Origin of the sequence: Frigoribacterium sp. Leaf44 (assembly GCF_001421865.1) — a bacterium.
In the GTDB taxonomy this organism is placed as follows: Bacteria; Actinomycetota; Actinomycetes; order Actinomycetales; family Microbacteriaceae; genus Frigoribacterium.
Genome location: NZ_LMLG01000001.1, coordinates 317,611 through 334,198 on the forward strand (window position 1 = coordinate 317,611; position 16,588 = coordinate 334,198).

The 16,588-nt window shown below is 70.8% G+C and carries 14 protein-coding genes and 1 tRNA gene; 10 read left to right on the plus strand and 5 right to left on the minus strand.

Translation table 11 applies throughout. The features are described from left to right. Window positions 1-39: 39 nt before the first annotated feature. The gene (locus ASE87_RS01560) at window positions 40-891 is read left to right on the plus strand and encodes a PPK2 family polyphosphate kinase (RefSeq protein ID WP_056225416.1); all 852 of its coding nucleotides are present in this window, start codon (window positions 40-42) and stop codon (window positions 889-891) included. Between the two features lie 29 nt (window positions 892-920). On the opposite strand, the gene ASE87_RS01565 is transcribed toward ASE87_RS01560, so the two are convergent. Further along, window positions 921-2,330 carry an MFS transporter gene (locus ASE87_RS01565; RefSeq protein WP_056225419.1) on the minus strand — a complete coding sequence of 470 codons (1,410 nt, stop codon included), beginning with the start codon at window positions 2,328-2,330 and terminating at the stop codon, window positions 921-923. Beyond that, on the minus strand, window positions 2,327-3,559 hold the full coding sequence (locus tag ASE87_RS01570) for an isochorismate synthase MenF (RefSeq protein ID WP_043592970.1): 1,233 nt from the start codon (window positions 3,557-3,559) through the stop codon (window positions 2,327-2,329). Before ASE87_RS01570 ends, ASE87_RS01565 begins: the two co-directional genes overlap by 4 nt. Window positions 3,560-3,611: 52 nt before the next feature. Here ASE87_RS01570 and ubiE point away from each other — a divergent pair, with 52 nt between their 5' ends. The 5 genes from ubiE to cls all read left to right on the plus strand — a co-directional run bounded on the left by ubiE (window position 3,612) and on the right by cls (window position 9,056). Beyond that, window positions 3,612-4,352, plus strand: a complete 741-nt coding sequence (gene ubiE / locus ASE87_RS01575; RefSeq protein WP_231567022.1) for a bifunctional demethylmenaquinone methyltransferase/2-methoxy-6-polyprenyl-1,4-benzoquinol methylase UbiE — start codon at window positions 3,612-3,614, stop codon at window positions 4,350-4,352. Further along, window positions 4,349-5,488, plus strand: coding sequence for a polyprenyl synthetase family protein (locus tag ASE87_RS01580; RefSeq protein WP_056225422.1), 1,140 nt, complete (start codon window positions 4,349-4,351; stop codon window positions 5,486-5,488). Before ubiE ends, ASE87_RS01580 begins: the two co-directional genes overlap by 4 nt. A 91-nt stretch (window positions 5,489-5,579) precedes the next feature. Next, on the plus strand, window positions 5,580-6,962 hold the full coding sequence (locus tag ASE87_RS01585; RefSeq protein ID WP_056225426.1) for an FAD-dependent oxidoreductase: 1,383 nt from the start codon (window positions 5,580-5,582) through the stop codon (window positions 6,960-6,962). Between the two features lie 105 nt (window positions 6,963-7,067). Continuing rightward, on the plus strand, window positions 7,068-7,556 hold the full coding sequence (locus ASE87_RS01590) for a YajQ family cyclic di-GMP-binding protein (RefSeq protein WP_043592964.1): 489 nt from the start codon (window positions 7,068-7,070) through the stop codon (window positions 7,554-7,556). A gap of 33 nt (window positions 7,557-7,589) precedes the next feature. Then, entirely contained in the window at window positions 7,590-9,056 is a 1,467-nt protein-coding gene (gene cls, locus ASE87_RS01595) for a cardiolipin synthase (RefSeq protein WP_056225429.1), read from the plus strand. A gap of 351 nt (window positions 9,057-9,407) precedes the next feature. On the opposite strand, the gene ASE87_RS15985 is transcribed toward cls, so the two are convergent. Continuing rightward, window positions 9,408-9,725 carry an endonuclease domain-containing protein gene (locus ASE87_RS15985; protein WP_157489629.1) on the minus strand — a complete coding sequence of 106 codons (318 nt, stop codon included), beginning with the start codon at window positions 9,723-9,725 and terminating at the stop codon, window positions 9,408-9,410. A 904-nt stretch (window positions 9,726-10,629) separates the two neighbouring features. Here ASE87_RS15985 and ASE87_RS01605 point away from each other — a divergent pair. From ASE87_RS01605 to ASE87_RS01615, 3 genes are all read left to right on the plus strand, one after another. Continuing rightward, window positions 10,630-10,711, plus strand: a tRNA-Tyr gene (locus ASE87_RS01605). 76 nt (window positions 10,712-10,787) lie between these two features. After that, entirely contained in the window at window positions 10,788-11,600 is an 813-nt protein-coding gene (locus ASE87_RS01610; RefSeq protein WP_056225435.1) for an inositol monophosphatase family protein, read from the plus strand. A gap of 272 nt (window positions 11,601-11,872) precedes the next feature. Continuing rightward, on the plus strand, window positions 11,873-13,033 hold the full coding sequence (locus ASE87_RS01615) for a M23 family metallopeptidase (protein ID WP_157489630.1): 1,161 nt from the start codon (window positions 11,873-11,875) through the stop codon (window positions 13,031-13,033). A gap of 79 nt (window positions 13,034-13,112) precedes the next feature. Here ASE87_RS01615 and ASE87_RS01620 read toward each other — a convergent pair whose 3' ends face one another. Next, window positions 13,113-14,837, minus strand: coding sequence for a glycoside hydrolase family 13 protein (locus tag ASE87_RS01620; RefSeq protein ID WP_082452231.1), 1,725 nt, complete (start codon window positions 14,835-14,837; stop codon window positions 13,113-13,115). A 225-nt stretch (window positions 14,838-15,062) separates the two neighbouring features. Here ASE87_RS01620 and ASE87_RS01625 point away from each other — a divergent pair, with 225 nt between their 5' ends. Then, complete coding sequence (locus tag ASE87_RS01625) at window positions 15,063-15,911, plus strand: aldo/keto reductase (RefSeq protein WP_231567021.1); 849 nt, start codon at window positions 15,063-15,065, stop codon at window positions 15,909-15,911. Here ASE87_RS01625 and ASE87_RS01630 read toward each other — a convergent pair. Then, complete coding sequence (locus ASE87_RS01630) at window positions 15,879-16,481, minus strand: 2'-5' RNA ligase family protein (RefSeq protein WP_056225441.1); 603 nt, start codon at window positions 16,479-16,481, stop codon at window positions 15,879-15,881. The genes ASE87_RS01625 and ASE87_RS01630 overlap by 33 nt on opposite strands. Window positions 16,482-16,588 lie beyond the last annotated feature (107 nt).

The following is a 16,588-nucleotide window of genomic DNA, read 5'->3' on the forward strand; positions in this document are numbered from 1 at the left end:
ACGGGGCGGATCGGGGCGCTCGGCCGTAGGGTCGGGGGCATGGCCAAGACGTGGACGACCCCTCCCTCCCAGTCCCTCCGAGCCGGTGAGGGCTTCGTGCTCGCCGACGTCGACACCTCGTCCACCCCGGGTTTCGCGGGTGACAAGGCGTATGCGCAGCAGGCGCTCGAGTCGGGCCGCGAGACCCTGGGCGAGCTGCAGGAGAAGCTGTTCGCACAGAGCCGCAGCGGGGGCAGCACCGGCAACGTCCTGCTCGTCCTGCAGGCGATGGACACCGCGGGCAAGGGCGGCATCGTCCGACACGTCGTCGGGGCCGTCGACCCCCAGGGCGTCGCCCACCACGCGTTCAAGGCACCGACCCCCGACGAGCTCGCGCACGACTTCCTGTGGCGGGTGCGGCGCGAGCTGCCCGGCCCCGGCATGATCGGGGTGTTCGACCGCTCGCACTACGAGGACGTGCTGATCGGCAAGGTCCGTCGCCTGGCCCCGCCCGAAGACATCGAGCAGCGGTACGCCGACATCGTCGCGTTCGAGGACGAGCTCGTCGCGAACGGCACCACCCTGGTCAAGGTGATGCTGCACATCTCGTCCGACGAGCAGAAGGAACGCCTCGCCGACCGGCTCGACCGCCCCGACAAGCACTGGAAGTACAACCCCGGCGACCTGGAGGAGCGTCTCGTCTGGAACGACTACCAGGACGCCTACGAGACGGCGATCCGTCGCACCTCGACCGAGACCGCCCCGTGGTTCATCGTCCCGGCCGACCGCAAGTGGTACGCCCGGATCGCCGTGCAGAAGCTGCTGACCGACGCCCTCGCGTCGCGCGGGCTCGACTGGCCCGTCGCGCAGTTCGACGTCGAGCTCGAGAAGACCAAGCTCGCCACCTCGTAGCCGGCGCACCGGCCGACGACATCAAGAGGCTAGGAGGCGCGGGTCCGCAACGCGTCGCCCGTCCCCGTGGGCAGCCGCAGCCCCTCGATCAGGCTGAGCAGGGCCAGCACGGCCAGGACGATCAACGCGGCCTGGTACCCGGACGCCGCGGCTGCCGGGCCGTCGGCCGACGCCACGAGGTCGGCCACGCGGACGGCGAGGGCCGTCGCGGCGACGCCGAGCCCCACGGCGAGCTGGCTCGTGATGGACGCGATGGCGTTCGCCGGGCCGATCATCTCGGCGGGGACGTCGGCGAACTGCAGGGTGTTGTAGGCCGTGAATCCGACGGACCGGAAGACGCCGCTGAGCAGCAGGACCCCCGCCACGACGACCGGCGAGGTGTCGGGGCCGACCAGCGCGGCCGCGACGAAGGTCGCCGCGAGGGCCACTGTCGCGACGACGATGATCGGGACGACGCGGAACCGCTTCAGCAGTGGCGTCGTGAACGGTTTGACGGCCAGGTTGCCGACGAACACCCACATCAGCATGAGGCCCGCCTCGACCGGCGACCAGCCGAAACCGTCCTGCAGCAGCAGCGGGACGACGAAGGGGATGCCGTTCACGACGGCCCGGTAGAGCGATCCGCTGAGGTTCGTCACGCGGAACGACCCGATGCGGAAGGCCGTGAGGTCGAGCAACGGGTGCGCCGCCCGACGGAACCACCGCACGGCCACGAGGCCGAGCACCACCGCCAGCACGGCCAGCAGCACGCCGGGTAGGAGCGTCGTGGGCTCGCCGAGCAGCTCGAACGCGAGCACCAGCGCCACGATCGACCCCGCCACGAGCACCAGACCGACCAGGTCGAGCGGCTGGCGGTCACCGACCTCGGGAGAGGGGACGACCCTCCAGGCGACCACGAGCAGCGCGAGGCCGACCGGGACGTTGACCAGGAACACCCACTGCCACCCGAGGTGCTCGGTGAGCAGTCCTCCGAGCAGCGGCGCCACGACGGGTGCCACGAGCGCGGGCCAGGTGAGGTAGGCGATCGCTCGGATCAGCTCGGACTTCTCGGTGCTGCGCAGGACGATCAGACGACCGATGGGCACCATCATGCTTCCCGCGAAGCCCTGCACGACCCGGGAGGCCGTGAGGGCGACCAGGTCGGTGCTCGCGGCACAGGCGACCGAGGCGAGGACGAAGAGCACGACGGCCGCGAGGAACACGCGGCGGGCGCCCCAGCGTTCGGCGAGCCAGGCGCCCAGCGGGATGAACGCCGCCACGGCGACGAGGTAGCCGGTCACGGCCAGTCCGAGTTGCGCGGGCTGGACGCCGAAGTCGGTCGCGATCGTGGCGGTCGCCGTCGAGAGGATGGTGGCGTCGAGGTTCTCCATGAAGAACGCGGCCGCCACGACGAGGGCGACCGGACGCGACCACGTCGTCGCGGGGGTGGGCGCGGTCATCGGCTGAAGGCGTCGACCACGGGGCGGAACTTCATCGCCGTCTCGGCGACCTCGCGCTCGGGCACGGACTCGGCGACGACGCCGGCCCCCGCGAACGCCCGCACCGAGCCGTCCCGATCGACCTGGGCGCAGCGCAGCGCGATCGCCCACTCGCCGTCGCCGTCGGCACCGACCCAGCCGACCGGGCCCGCGTAGCGACCACGGTCGAACGGTTCGAGCTCTCGGATCAGGGCCAGCGCCTCCTGCGTCGGGGTGCCGGCGACGGCCGCCGTCGGGTGCAGCGAGGCGATCAGGTCGAGCGAGCTCGAGCCGTCGGTGAGGCGGCCGCGGACGTCGCTCGCGAGGTGCCAGAGATTCGGGAGGCGCAGGGTGAAGGGCTGCTCGCCGGTCACGACGTCGCGGGCGTGCGGCCCGAGCGAGAGCAGCAGGCTGCGCAGGGCGAAGGCGTGCTCGTCGAGGTCCTTCGGGGACGTCGCCAGCGAGAGGGCGGCCTGCTCGTCGGTCGTCGAGTCGACGCCGCGCGCCGCGCTGCCGGCGAGCACTCGGGCCGACACCTCGCCGCGTTCGGACTTGACGAGCGTCTCGGGGCTGGCCCCGATCAACCCGTCGACGGCGAAGGCGTAGCAGTCGGGGTAGGCGGTCAACAGGGTGGCGGCGACGAGGCGCAGGTCGGCCTCGGGTGGCAACGTGCCGACGAGGTCACGGGCCAGGACGACCTTGCTGACGCGGCCGTCGCCGATGGCGTCGACGGCCCGGGCCACGGCCTGGGCGTAGCCGTCGGCACCGAGGGCGCCGTCGACCAGCGAGAGACGGACGGAGGCGCCGACCGGCTTCCCGGGGGGCAGCTCGGCGCCGTCCACCCGCGTGATCCAGGCGACCCCGTCGCGCCGTCCGATGACGATGCTCGGGACGATCAGCACGCTCTTCTCGGCGGACTCGTCGTCGAACGCGAACGAGCCGAACGCGACCAATCCGGTGCCGGGCACGCCGACCTCGTCGTGCACCGTGGCGGCGGCCGCGACGGCACGCCAGGCGTCGGCGGCCTCGGTCATGCGGTGGGGCCCGGAGAACTCGAGGCGGAGGGCCTCGCCGACGCCCGCCATGCCCGCCCCGCCTCGGACGAAGACCAGCGGACGTGACCGGTCGACGACGTCGAGCAACGGGCTGACGTGGTCGATGCGCGTGGTGCGGACGGCGAGTGACGGAACGCGGGACGCGGGGGACTTCACTCGTCGACCCTACTCGGGACACCCCCAGTGCTTGACGGTAGGATCCACCATCGTGACCAAGGCCGACATGAACAAGCAACCCGACGAGGTCGCCTCGATGTTCGACGGCGTCGCGCGCCACTACGACCGCACGAACGACGTGCTCTCGGCGGGCAACGCCGTCCTGTGGCGCATCGCCACCGTCAAGGCGATCGGCGCCGGTCCGGCCGACAAGGTCCTCGACATCGCAGCGGGCACGGGCACCAGCTCGGCGGCCATCGCTCAGCGAGGTGCCGAGGTCGTCGCGCTCGACTTCTCGAAGGGCATGGTCGAGGTCGGTCGCGAACGCCACCCCGAGCTCGAGTTCGTCGAGGGCAACGCCGAGTCGCTGCCCTTCGACGACGACACGTTCGACGCCGTCACCATCTCGTTCGGGCTGCGCAACGTCAACCGGCCCAAGGTCGCGCTCGCCGAGATGAACCGCGTGCTCAAGCCCGGTGGCCGGCTCGTCGTCTGCGAGTTCTCCACGCCGCCGTTCGGTCTGCTGCGCGCCGCGTACCGGGCCTACCTCAAGTACGGCATGCCCCTCGTGGCCAAGTTCACCAGCAGCAACGGGCCGGCCTACTCGTACCTGGCCGAGTCCATCGAGCAGTGGCCCGAGCAGCAGGTCCTCAGTCAGTGGATCCGCGGCGCCGGGTTCACCCGGGTCGCCCACCGCGACCTCAGCTTCGGCATCGTCGCCCTGCACCGCGGTCGCAAGCCAGCGTCGGGTGCCGCGCGCTCCTCCTCGCGGTCGAAGCGGGCCACGTCGTGAACGCCGGCGCCCCTCCGGCACAGCGCAACTCGTTGGGCCGTTCGCTCGGCCTCGGTGAGAAGCTGTTCGCCACGCCGACCGAGCGTCGTTTCGTGGCCGCGGTCGACGACGGCCTCGAGCTCGTCGAAGAGGGGTTGCTGCGCGAGATCGCCTTCGCCGACGACATCGCCGACGCCACGACGCGGTACCTCCTCGCCGCCGGCGGCAAGCGCGTCCGGCCGACGCTGACGCTGCTCATCGCCCAGCTGGGCGACGGCGCGACGCCCGGCATCGTCGCCTCGGCGCAGGCCACCGAGATCACCCACCTCGCCTCGCTGTACCACGACGACGTCATGGACGAGGCGCAGATGCGTCGGGGGGTCCCGAGCGCCCAGACCGTGTGGGGCAACAACGTGGCGATCCTCGCCGGCGACCTGCTGTTCGCCCGGGCCAGCACGATCGTGTCGGGGCTCGGCCAAGAGGCCATCCTGCTGCAGGCCGAGACCTTCGAACGGCTCTGCCTCGGTCAGCTGCACGAGACGGTCGGCCCGCGCGAGGGAGACGACCCGATCGCCCACTACATCGACGTGCTCGCCGACAAGACGGGGTCGCTCATCTCGACCGCCGCCCGCGCCGGCGTCATGTTCAGCGGTGCACCGCGTGAGTACCTCGCTCCCGTCGCCGAGTTCGGTGAGAAGATCGGCATCGCGTTCCAGCTGATCGACGACGTCATCGACCTGTCCGACCAGCCCGCCGAGACCGGCAAGAAGGCCGGCACCGACCTGCGGGCGGGCGTCGTCACGCTCCCGGTGCTGTACCTGCGTCAGCTGGCGCAGACCGACCTCGAGGCGTCGTCGCTCTTGTCCGAGATCGACCGGATCGTCGACGCCACGCGTGCGGCGGCGAAGCGGTCGGGTGTCGAACCGACCACCGAGGGCGGCTCGTCGGCACCGCTCGCCGACGCGACGGCCCACCTCGACGACGAGTTCGCCGACCTGGTCCGACGGGTCCGCGAGCACGAGGTCACCGAACGCACCCGGGTCGAGGCCCACCGCTGGGCCCGAGAGGCCCTCGACGCCCTGGCGCCGCTGCCCGACGGGCCCGTCAAGAAGGCGCTCACCCGCTTCGCCGACCGCGTGGTCGAGCGGTCCGCCTGACCGGCGCCGCGCCTCCTCGTCCGTCTCGTCCTCGAGCACCATCGTCCAACCGGCCGGCCTCGCCGAGCCACCCCAGATCTAGGGAGAACCCGTGACCACCTTGCGACTGGCCATCGTCGGCGCCGGACCGGCCGGCATCTACGCCGCCGACATCCTCGCGAAGGCCGAGAAGGCCTTCGACGTCTCGATCGACCTCTTCGAGCAGCTGCCGGCGCCCTACGGTCTCGTGCGCTACGGTGTGGCGCCCGACCACCCCCGCATCAAGGGCATCGTCAACGCCCTGCGCGACGTGCTCGACAGCGGTGACATCCGGGTCTTCGGCAACGTCCGCTACGGCGTCGACATCGGGCTCGACGACCTGCGCAAGCACTACAACGCCGTCATCTTCTCGACCGGTGCCATCAAGGACGCCGACCTCGACATCCCCGGCATCAACCTCGAGGGCAGCTACGGCGCGGCAGACTTCGTCAGCTGGTTCGACGGCCACCCGGACTTCCCCCGCACCTGGCCGCTCGACGCGACGTCGGTCGCCGTCGTCGGTGTCGGCAACGTCGCCCTCGACGTCTCGCGCATCCTGGCGAAGCACGCCGACGACCTGCTGCCCACCGAGATCCCCGACAACGTCTACGCGGGTCTCAAGCAGTCCTCGATCACCGACGTCCACGTCTTCGGTCGCCGGGGTCCCGCACAGGTCAAGTTCACGCCGCTCGAACTGCGCGAACTCGGCGAGGTGCGCGACGTCGACATGATCGTGTACGACGAGGACTTCGACCACGACGAGGCGTCGAAGACGGCCATCGCGACCAACAAGCAGGTCTTCGTCATCGACAAGGTGCTGAACCAGTGGCGGCAGCGCGAGGTCGGCACGGCGTCGCGTCGCCTGCACCTGCACTTCTACGCCAAGCCGGTCGAGGTCGTCGGCGACGCCGACGGTCGTGTCGCGGCCTTCCGGTACGAGCGCACCCGGCCGGACGGCCAGGGTGGCGTCGAGGGAACGGGCGAACTCCGCGACGTGCCGATCCAGGCCATCTACCGCGCGGTCGGCTACTTCGGCTCGCCGCTCGACGGCATCCCGTTCGACGAGCACCGCGGCGTGATCCCGAACCACGAGGGCCAGGTCATGGACGACGAGAACCAGATCGTCCCCGGCGTCTACGCCACCGGGTGGATCAAGCGGGGCCCCGTCGGCCTCATCGGTCACACGAAGTCCGACGCGATGGAGACCGTCAAGCACCTCATCAACGACCAGGCCAGCTGGTGGCAACCGGTCGACCCGTCCGACGAGGCAGTCCCGGCCCTGCTCGAGCAGCGCGGGGTCGAGTACACCGACCTCGAGGGCTGGCACCGGCTCGACGAGCACGAGATCGCCCTCGGCGGGGCCCACGAGCACGAGCGTGCCCGGGTCAAGGTCGTGGAGCGCGACGAGATGGTGCGCGTCTCGCGCGCCGTCGAAACGGAGTCGACGCCGGCCTGACCTCCCCGCTCGCCCGCACCGCGCCTCCTCGGCTCCCCTCGACGGCGGAACCGAGGAGGCGCGCGGTCGTCACCGAGCTCGTCGGTCGTCGGTAGGGTGGTCCCCATGGCAGACAGTTCCTTCGACGTGGTCAGCAAGGTCGACAAGATGGAGGCCGACAACGCCCTCCACCAGGCCCAGAAAGAGATCGAGCAGCGCTACGACTTCAAGGGCGTCGGTGCTTCGGTCGACTGGAGCGGTGAGAAGCTGCTGCTCAAGGCGGCCACCGAAGAACGCGTCAAGGCCGTGCTCGACGTGCTCGAGTCGAAGTTCATCAAGCGCAGCATCAGCCTCAAGCACCTCGACGTCGGCGAGCCCTTCGCCAGCGGCAAGGAGTACCGCATCGAGGCGTCCCTCAAGCAGGGCATCGAGCAGGACGCGGCGAAGAAGATCGGCAAGATCATCCGCGACGAGGCACCCAAGAGCGTCAAGAGCCAGATCCAGGGCGACGAACTGCGCGTTCAGTCCAAGAGTCGCGACGACCTGCAGGCGACCATGGCGCTGTTGAAGAAGGCCGACCTCGACGTCGACCTGCAGTTCGTCAACTTCCGCTAGTCACCCGCGGCTCACGGTTCAGAGGTCCCGTCCATGGTCGAACCCGCCTGGGTGGCGCCGACGATCGCCGTGCTCGGCATCGTGCTCGACATCGCGATCCGTGTGTTCGCCATCATCTACGTCCCGATCAACCGGCGGCCCCAGACGGCCACCGCATGGTTGCTCGCCATCTTCTTGATCCCCTACGTCGGGTTCGTCCTCTTCTTGTTGATCGGCAGCACCAAGCTGCCTGCGCGTCGTCGTGAGAAGCAGAGCGAGATCAACAAGTACATCATCGAGACGACCGAGGGCATGGAGCGCGTCAAGCGCGACCACCCGTGGCCGGCCTGGCTCGACTCGGTGGTCGAACTCAACCGAACGCTCGGGGCGATGCCGCTGGTCGGCGGCAACACCGGTGAGATGCACACCGACTACGACGAGTCCATGGCGGCCATGGTCGAGGCGGTCGACGGCGCGCACCGCTACGTCCACGCCGAGTTCTACATCACGAGCCTCGACCGCACGACCGAGCCGTTCTTCCTGGCACTCGAGAACGCCCGTCGACGGGGCGTCACCGTCCGTGTGCTGATGGACCACATCGCCAGCCGGGGATACCCCGGGTACCGCAAGGCCCGACGGCGACTGGACGCGATGGGCGTGGAGTGGCGGCTGATGCTGCCCGTGCTGCCGCTGCGGGGCAAGTACCAGCGGCCCGATCTGCGCAACCACCGCAAGCTGCTCGTGATCGACGGTCGGGTGGCCTTCACGGGTTCGCAGAACATGGTCGACAGGAGCTACCAGAAACGCAAGAACAAGCGCCGCGGCCTCGAGTGGAAAGACTTCATGGTCCGCTTCGAGGGCCCCATCGTGGCCGGCATCAACGCCCTGTTCGTCACCGACTGGTACAGCGAGACCGACGAGTTGCTGCTGCGCGAGGCCGACCCCGTGCACACGGCCGACCGGCTCGAGACGATCGACTGCCAGGTGGTGCCGAGCGGGCCGGGTTTCGACGGCGAGAACAACCTGCGGCTGTTCAATTCGCTGCTCTACAGCGCGCAGGAGCGCATCATCATCACGAGCCCCTACTTCGTGCCCGACGAGTCGATGCTCTACGCCGTCACGACGGCGGCCCAGCGGGGGCTCGACGTGCAGCTCTTCGTCAGCGAGATCGGCGACCAGCCGGTGGTGTACCACGCGCAACGCTCCTACTACGAGGCCCTGCTGCGGTCGGGGGTTCGCATCTTCCTCTACCGCTCGCCGACCGTCTTGCACGCGAAGCACTTCTCGATCGACGACGAGGTCGCGGTCATCGGCTCCAGCAACATGGACATGCGGTCCTTCAGCCTCAACCTCGAGATCTCGGTCATGGTGCGCGGACGCGAGTTCGTCGACCGGCTGCGCGAGGTCGAGCAGACCTACCGCGACGCGAGCCGCGAACTGTTCCTCGACGACTGGCTGGTGCGCCCCTTCCGCTCAAAGGTCCTCGACAACGTCGCACGCCTCACCTCCGCCGTCCAGTAGCCGCCCGCCGCCCCCCCGCACGCCCCCCGCCCGCCCGCCCCCCTCTGCCCGTGTGCAAATCGCGACAGTTGCGGGTCGACACGCCGGCAGGTCGTCGTCCGGCGTGGTGCGAGGCCGAGACATGTCGGGTTTGGCTCGGCGCGCCGAGTAGGTGAGGTCGGGTTTGGCCCGCCCCGGTGGGCGGGCGGGGTCGGGTTCGGATTGACTCGGTGCGGGCGGGGTCGAGTTTGGCCTGCCTCGGTGAGGGGGCGGGGTGGGGCTCGGCCCGCACGGAGCGTGGCGCCGCAGCTGCGCCCGTCGCGTCGACGACGGGGGACGCGCCGACGGCCGAGACGAGAGAGGTCGACCGGGCTAACGCCCCAGGGTCATTCGGACGGCCTGGCGAACCGAAGGCCAATCGAACAGCACCTGCGGGTACGTGACCTCGAGGACGACGAAGCCGAGGCCGGTGATGTGGACGATCCGTTCACGGTCCCGGTTGTAGTGAGCAGGGGAGGAATGGTGTTCTTTGCTCACGCATTCGAGCACGAACCAACCGTCGATCAACAGATCGACGCGGGTGTGATCGTCGACCCACACCTGAGGCTCGGCATGGATGCCGTCACGAGCGAGAAGGAGGCGCGCCATGGACTCGGTCCCGGACTCGGCCCTGGGGTCGATCATGGTCACGAGGCCTTGAGCCGAGCGTCGCGTCGCCACGAGGCGTGAGACCTCGTCGAGGTCGGGTCGCTGCATCGGGGCCAGCCGGAGCGCGGAGTCGACCATGGCTGCCGCGTGCTCAGCTGGTTCGTGGAGCAGGACCTGGGCCGCTGCCCTGCTCGGGGATGCCAGGAGCCGTTCCGTCCGGCGATCGAACCGGGACAGGTCGCGGAGGACGAGCACGTCGTCGCGGTCACGATCGAGTCGCGAGCCGGCATCGTCCGGGTCCCTGAGGTCGCGGGCGTTGTGGTCGACGGAAACGACCAGTCGTGGTCCAGGGGGGACCCATGCGCCTCGGTGCGTGAGCGACGAGGCTCCCGCCAACGCGCCTCCTACCCGTGCAGCCCGGATGACGTCGACGGGTAGGTCGACGAGCCCGTACAGCCCGTGCCGGATGCGAAGGATCTCGCCGGCGCGCCAGGAGGACTCCACCTGGCGTCGGGTCAGTCCGGTCGCGAGCAGCTCCCGCCGATGGGCCAGGGAGCCCAGGCGCCGTACGGTGGCCGCGACGAGGGGAGTCATGTGAGCAGCTTCGTCGTGACGGCAGAGCCGGAATGCTGCGCGACGGTCGATGTGGAGGACGAGAACGTCGAGACCGCTGTGGGGGAGACGAAAAGGTGTCTGCGCCCTGGCTGGGGGTGCGGGCCGAACCCGACCTCCCGAGCCGCTCACGGGGTGCCGAACCCGACCACCCGGCTCCGGAATGGCCTGTCGCACCACCGAACAGCGGCGGGTCGGCGGCTCGTGTCGCGATTTGCACACCGGGGTGGGGCGGCGGGGTGGGGCGCTGCGGGGCAGTGGTCGTGAGGGGGCTCGGGAGGCTGTATATTTGTCTGGCGCCTCCGGTCGGTGATCACACGGGCTGGGCGTGCATGGCAAGTTACCCAAGCGGCCAAAGGGATCTGACTGTAAATCAGCCGGCGTAGCCTTCGGGGGTTCGAATCCCTCACTTGCCACGGTTGCCCCTCAAGAACGGACTCGCTCGTCGAGTCCGTTCTTGCGTTTCCGGGCGCTTCACCCCCAGGAGGACCCGTGCCCGTCACCCCGACCCCCGCCGAGTTGCTCGAGATCGCCGTCGTCGTCGCGCGTGAGGCCGCCGCGCTGGCGGCCCGTCGCCGATCCGAGGGGGTCGAGGTCGCCGAGACCAAGAGCAGTGCCGTCGACGTCGTGACGCACACCGACCGAGAGGTCGAGACGTACGTCCGGGGTCGTCTGGCCGAGTTGCGTCCCGGCGACGGTTTCTTCGGCGAAGAAGGCGAACCCGACGACTCGACCACGGGTCTCACCTGGGTCGTCGACCCCATCGACGGCACCGTCAACTTCCTCTACGGCATCCCGCAGTGGGCCGTCAGCATCGCCGTCGTCGAGGGCGGTCCCGATCCGCTCGCCTGGCGCGCCCTCGCGGCGGTCGTCGCCAACCCGACGTCGGGCGAGACCTTCACGGCGTCGGCCGGCGGCGGTGCGTGGCTGGACGGGCGTCGTCTCGGGGTCGCCGCGCCGGCTTCCCTCGAACAGGCCCTGCTGGCGACCGGGTTCTCCTACGACGCCGCTCGCCGTGTCGAACACGCGGAGGCGCTGGTCCGGGTGGTCGGACGCGTCCGCGACCTGAGGCGCCTGGGGGCTGCCTCGCTCGACCTCTGCGCCGTCGCGGCGGGACGGGTGGACGCCTACGTCGAGCGAGGACTCAAGCCTTGGGACCACGCGGCGGGTGCGCTCGTGGCCGTCGAGGCAGGCGCCGTCGTCCGAGGTGAGGTCGGTGAGGCACCCAGCGAATCGCTGACCTTCGTCGCGGCTCCCAGCATCGCCCACGACCTCGCGACCCTCGTCGTCGAGGCCGGCATCTGACGGGGACGACCCCGTCCCGTCACCGACGTGTCGAATTGTCATTCCGAGTGTCAACTCGACATGTCGGCGTCGACACCCGAACGCGGGTAGCCATTCGTTCATCGACCGGCTACCCTGGTGAGGTCGTTACTGATCCGTGATCACAGCGTGACGCACATCTCGACGGCCTCTCACGGGCCCGGGTCGAGACTGCGCCGCGATCGCCAGTGACGGCCGTGAAGACGACGGTGCACCCACCGTCCGATCCCGATCACCCCGAGGACCCATCACACGTGACGAAGTACCAGCAGATCGCCGAGCCCGACGGCGACGGAACCCCGTCGCTTCGCGCCACCGACGACCTCACGGGCACCGGTTCGCCGAGCGTCGCTCAGACCGTCCCCGTCGTGGCCGACGCCCCCGTCCACCTCACCCGTCGTGAAGCCCGCGAGGCCGAGCGTCGCGCCGCCCAGGTCTCCGCGACGACGGTCCCGGCAGTGGCGACGGCTCCCGCCGTGCCGACTCCTCCGGTCGGCGTGGTCGATCCCGCGCTCGCTACCGAGGCCCCGACGCCGACGTCCCCGACCGCCCCCACTGCGGCCACCGAGTCCGTCTCGCCTCGACGGGCCGCGCGGCTCGCCGCCGAGTCCGGCACCCGTCCCGCCGCAGCCGGACGCACCAAGGCGGCCCGCGCACAGCGTCCTGCGGCTCGACGCGAGGCGCCGGTCCGCGCACCCCGCACCGCCGGGGCGACGTTCCGTCGCAACACCAAGCGGGTCACCGTCGTCGGAGCGATGCTCTTCGCCGGGTCGATGCTCGTCGCCACCTCGGTTCCCGCCAACGCGTTCTTCGTCGACACCCCCACGCAGACGGCTGCCAAGAAGGCCGCCGACTCGCAGAGCTACACGGCGGCGGCACCCTCGGCGGACGGCGCGGCCGGCGTCTCGCGCGACGGCTACTCGGTCACCGAGATGAAGGCCGTCTCCGAGTACGCCTCGACGAGTGCCAGCACGTTCTCCAACGACGTCGACGGCACGGTGCAGTGGCCGTTCCAGACGGGCGTGCCGATCAGCAGCGGCTTCGGCGCCCGCCAGGTCGCCAACTGCGGCTTCTGCTCGACGTTCCACCAGGGTCTCGACTTCGTCCCCGGAGCCGGTTCGCCGATCCAGTCGATCGCCGACGGCGTCGTCAGCAAGGTCGACGGTCCCTCCGGTGCCCTGGGCAACAACGTCTGGATCGACCACGTCGTCAACGGCCAGAAGGTCACCAGCGTCTACGCGCACATGCAGACCGGTTCGGTCGAGGTCCGCGAGGGCGAGACCGTCACCGTCGGCACCATCATCGGCAAGGTCGGCAGCACGGGCAACAGCACCGGGGCCCACCTTCACTTCGAGATCGTGATCGGCGGCGTGCCCGTCGACCCGTATCCCTGGCTCCAGGCCAACACGAACTGAGCCACGGGCCTCCGCGACCGCGGTGCGCACGAGAAGAGCCCCACCTGATGCCAGGTGGGGCTCTTCCGCTGTCGCGTGCCTACGACGTGGTCGCGAGCCACACCGTCGCGTTGGGCGGCAGGGCCGGCCCCTCGACGACCATGGTGGCCAGCAGCACCTCGGCCACCGGCAACTCGACGGGGACGTCGCCCATGTTGGTCACGACGGTGACGCCCTGGCTGCGGAACGCGACCACGTCGGGTCCGAAGCCGTCGAGCCAGGTCAGCGTGCCCGCACCGAGCTCGTGGTCGGCCCGGAGGCGCAGTGCCCGCGTGTAGAGCTCGAGCGTCGACCCGGCGACGCCCCGCTGCTCGTCGCGGGCGTAGGTCGACCAGTCGGCGGGCTGGGGCAACCAGGAGGCGCCGGTCGCGTTGAACCCGAAGGCCGGCTCGGTCGCGGACCAGGGCAGCGGCACGCGGCAGCCGTCCCGGCCGTAGCGTTCCCCCTCGGTGCGGAACCACGTGGGGTCCTGCCGGGATTCGTCGGGCAGGTCGATCGCCTCGGGCAGGCCGAGCTCTTCGCCCTGATAGACGTAGGCGCTGCCGGGGAGGGCCAGCATGAGCGCCGACGCGGCTCGGGCCCTGGCCAGTCCGAGCTCGGGGACGGGAAGCCCCTCGCTCCTCGGGCCGATGCCGTATCCCTGGGGGTTCTCGGCCGTGAGGGCGAGTCGGCTGGCGTGCCGGACGACGTCGTGGTTGCTCAGCACCCAGGTGCTCGGGGCCCCGACGCTCGAGAAGGTCTGGATCGACGCGTCGACGACCTGACGGACGGCCGGGGCTGACCACCCGGTCTCGAGGTAGGCGAAGTTGAACGCCTGGTGCATCTCGTCGGGGCGTACCCAGTCGGCCAGTCGCGAGAGCGGTTCGACCCAGGCCTCGGCGACGAGCACCCGGTCACCCGGGTACTCGGCGAGGACGCTGTGCCACTCGCGGTAGATCTCGTGGACGCCCTCCTGGCCCCAGTAGGGCGGGGGAGCGGACTCGCCCTGGCCGCCGCCCATGCTGCCGGACTCGGCGGGGGGCGTGTAGTCGGGCAGGCCCTCGGCCTTGACCATGCCGTGTGCGACGTCGACCCGGAACCCGTCGACTCCGCGGTCGAGCCAGAAGCGCAGCACGTCGACGAACTCGTCGCGCACGCGGCGGTTCGTCCAGTCGAGGTCGGGTTGCGACGAGTCGAACAGGTGGAGGTACCACTGGCCCGGTCGGCCGTCTGCCTCGGTCACGCGGGACCATGCCGGGCCGCCGAAGACCGACTGCCAGTTGTTCGGCGGCAGGTCGCCGTCGGGGCCGCGGCCGTCACGGAACAGGTAGCGACCGCGAGCGGCCGAACCGGCTGGCGAGGCGAGGGCCTCGCGGAACCACGCGTGGTCGCTCGAGGTGTGGTTCGGCACGACGTCGACGATGACCCGCAGGCCCAGCTCGGTGGCCCGGGCGCGGAGGGCGTCGAAGTCGTCCAAGGTGCCGAACAGCGGGTCGACGTCGCGGTAGTCGGCCACGTCGTAGCCCGCGTCGCGCTGGGGCGAGGTGTAGAAGGGCGACAGCCAGACGGCGTCGACGCCGAGCTCGCCGAGGGCGTCGAGGCGCGACGTGATGCCGGGGAGGTCGCCGACGCCGTCGCCGTCGCCGTCGGCGAACGACCTCGGGTAGACCTGGTAGATGACGGCGGTGCGCCACCATTCGTGGCCCTGGTCGTCGGTCGTCGCGGTGCCCTCGAGGGGGGAGGTCGGGGTCAGCGTGTCGGTCTCGGCCGGATCTCGTGTGGACATGCGGCCACGATACGGCAGGCCTCGGACGCGGCATCGGCTACGGTCGTCGTCAGAACACCCCGGAGGGGGACCTCCGGGACGAACACCCGCGACACGATTGGCACGATCCTGAACCCTGCGACCGATCTCGTCACGGCCGACCTGCCCGCCGGCACCCGGCCGTTCCCGCTCGCGCTCGGAACCAACGTCTTCGGCTGGACGGTCGGCGCCCCCACCGCCCTCGAGGTGCTCGACCTCTTCGCCGACGACGGCGGCCGCGTCGTCGACACGGCCGACGTCTACTCGGCGTGGTTGCCGGGAAACTCCGGAGGCGAGTCCGAGGCGATCATCGGTCGTTGGCTCGCCCGGCCGGGCAACCGCGACCGGGTCGTGCTGAGCACCAAGTGCGGGCAGCACCCCGACGCCCCCGGCCTGTCGCGCGCCAGCATCCGCACGGCGGTCGAGGCGTCGCTGCGCCGCCTGCGCACCGACCACGTCGACTTCTACTTCACGCACTTCGACGACGACGAGACGCCGCTGGACGAGACCGTGGGTGCGCTGAGCGAGCTCGTCGACGAAGGCAAGATCCTCTGCGCCGGGGCGTCCAACTACACCGGCGCGCGCCTCCGTCAGGCCCTCGCGATCGCCGATCGCGACGGGCTGCACCCGTTCCGGTTGGTCCAGGTCGCGTACAACCTGGTGCGTCGCGGGGAGTACGAGAGCGACGTCGCGGCGATCGTCGACCACTACGACCTCGCCGTGCTGCCGCATTCGTCGCTGGCCAGCGGGTTCCTGACGGGCAAGTACCGTCACGAGGCCGGTCGCGGGGACTCTCCCCGGGGCGGCCGCGCCCTCAGCTACGTCACGCCGCAGAACCAGGGCACCCTCGAGGTCGTCGTCGAGATCGCCGAGCGGCTCGACGTCGAACCGGGTGCCGTCGCCGTGGCCTGGCTGGCCTCACGCGACAACGTCATCGGCGCACTCGGCAGCGCCCGCACCCCTCGGCAGCTCGAGGGCCTGCTCGACGCCGCCCGGGTCGAGCTGACCGAGGGTGATCTGGCGTCACTCGAGGCCGTCTCGCGTCCGTTCGCCTGATCTCCGAGGTCGACGTCCGGCACCGTCCCCCTCGTCCGCGGTGACGGGGCCCAGGGCGATGATCGCGCCCGTGCTCGGGTCCCAGCGTCGCAGCTGCGACAGCACGACCGGCCGGGTCGACGGGATGTCGGCGTCGGCGAGGGCGTCGACTGCCCGGGCCACCTGGTCGGGAGTCAGGCGCGACGCGAGCGTGACGTGGGGCGTCCATCGACCGGGGACGGTGTGCGGGACGTCCCCCGCGCCTCCCAGGCTCTCGTGCACCCGGGCGTGGAGATCCAGCAGCTCGCCGGTCACGGCCACCGGCCGCACCAGCACGAGCCCGCGCGGAGGCGCGCCGAAGAGCAGCAGCCCGCCGAGTTCGGCCGGCAGCGGCAGCGCCGCCGACAGGGGCAGGAGGCGCGCGTCGGCTGCCGGGTCGAGGCCGGGTCGTGCCACCAGCGTGACGTGCGGCGCGTTCGACGTCCCGGCGTGGTCGCCCTGCGACGGAAGCCCCGCCGCGGACAACACGCGCCATTCGCCACGGACGGCCTCGTCGGAGGTCGGGTCGAGCAGGAGTTCGAGGCTGTGCACCCGTCGATCCTGCCCCGGACGCGCCTCGTGGGGCCGGGTCGGCACGTGGCGTCAGCACCCCGTTCGCTCTGCTACCCTTGTCTGGTGCCAATCGGCAGCGGCCCCGG

Excerpts from the sequence above, each read along its gene's own strand:
- ASE87_RS01560 (WP_056225416.1), top strand. The coding sequence starts at position 40 with ATGGCCAAGACGTGGACGACCCCTCCCTCCCAGTCCCTCCGAGCCGGT.
- ASE87_RS01565 (WP_056225419.1), bottom strand. The coding sequence starts at position 2,330 with ATGACCGCGCCCACCCCCGCGACGACGTGGTCGCGTCCGGTCGCCCTC.
- ASE87_RS01590 (WP_043592964.1), top strand. The coding sequence starts at position 7,068 with ATGGCAGACAGTTCCTTCGACGTGGTCAGCAAGGTCGACAAGATGGAG.
- cls (WP_056225429.1), top strand. The coding sequence starts at position 7,590 with ATGGTCGAACCCGCCTGGGTGGCGCCGACGATCGCCGTGCTCGGCATC.
- ASE87_RS01620 (WP_082452231.1), bottom strand. The coding sequence starts at position 14,837 with ATGTCCACACGAGATCCGGCCGAGACCGACACGCTGACCCCGACCTCC.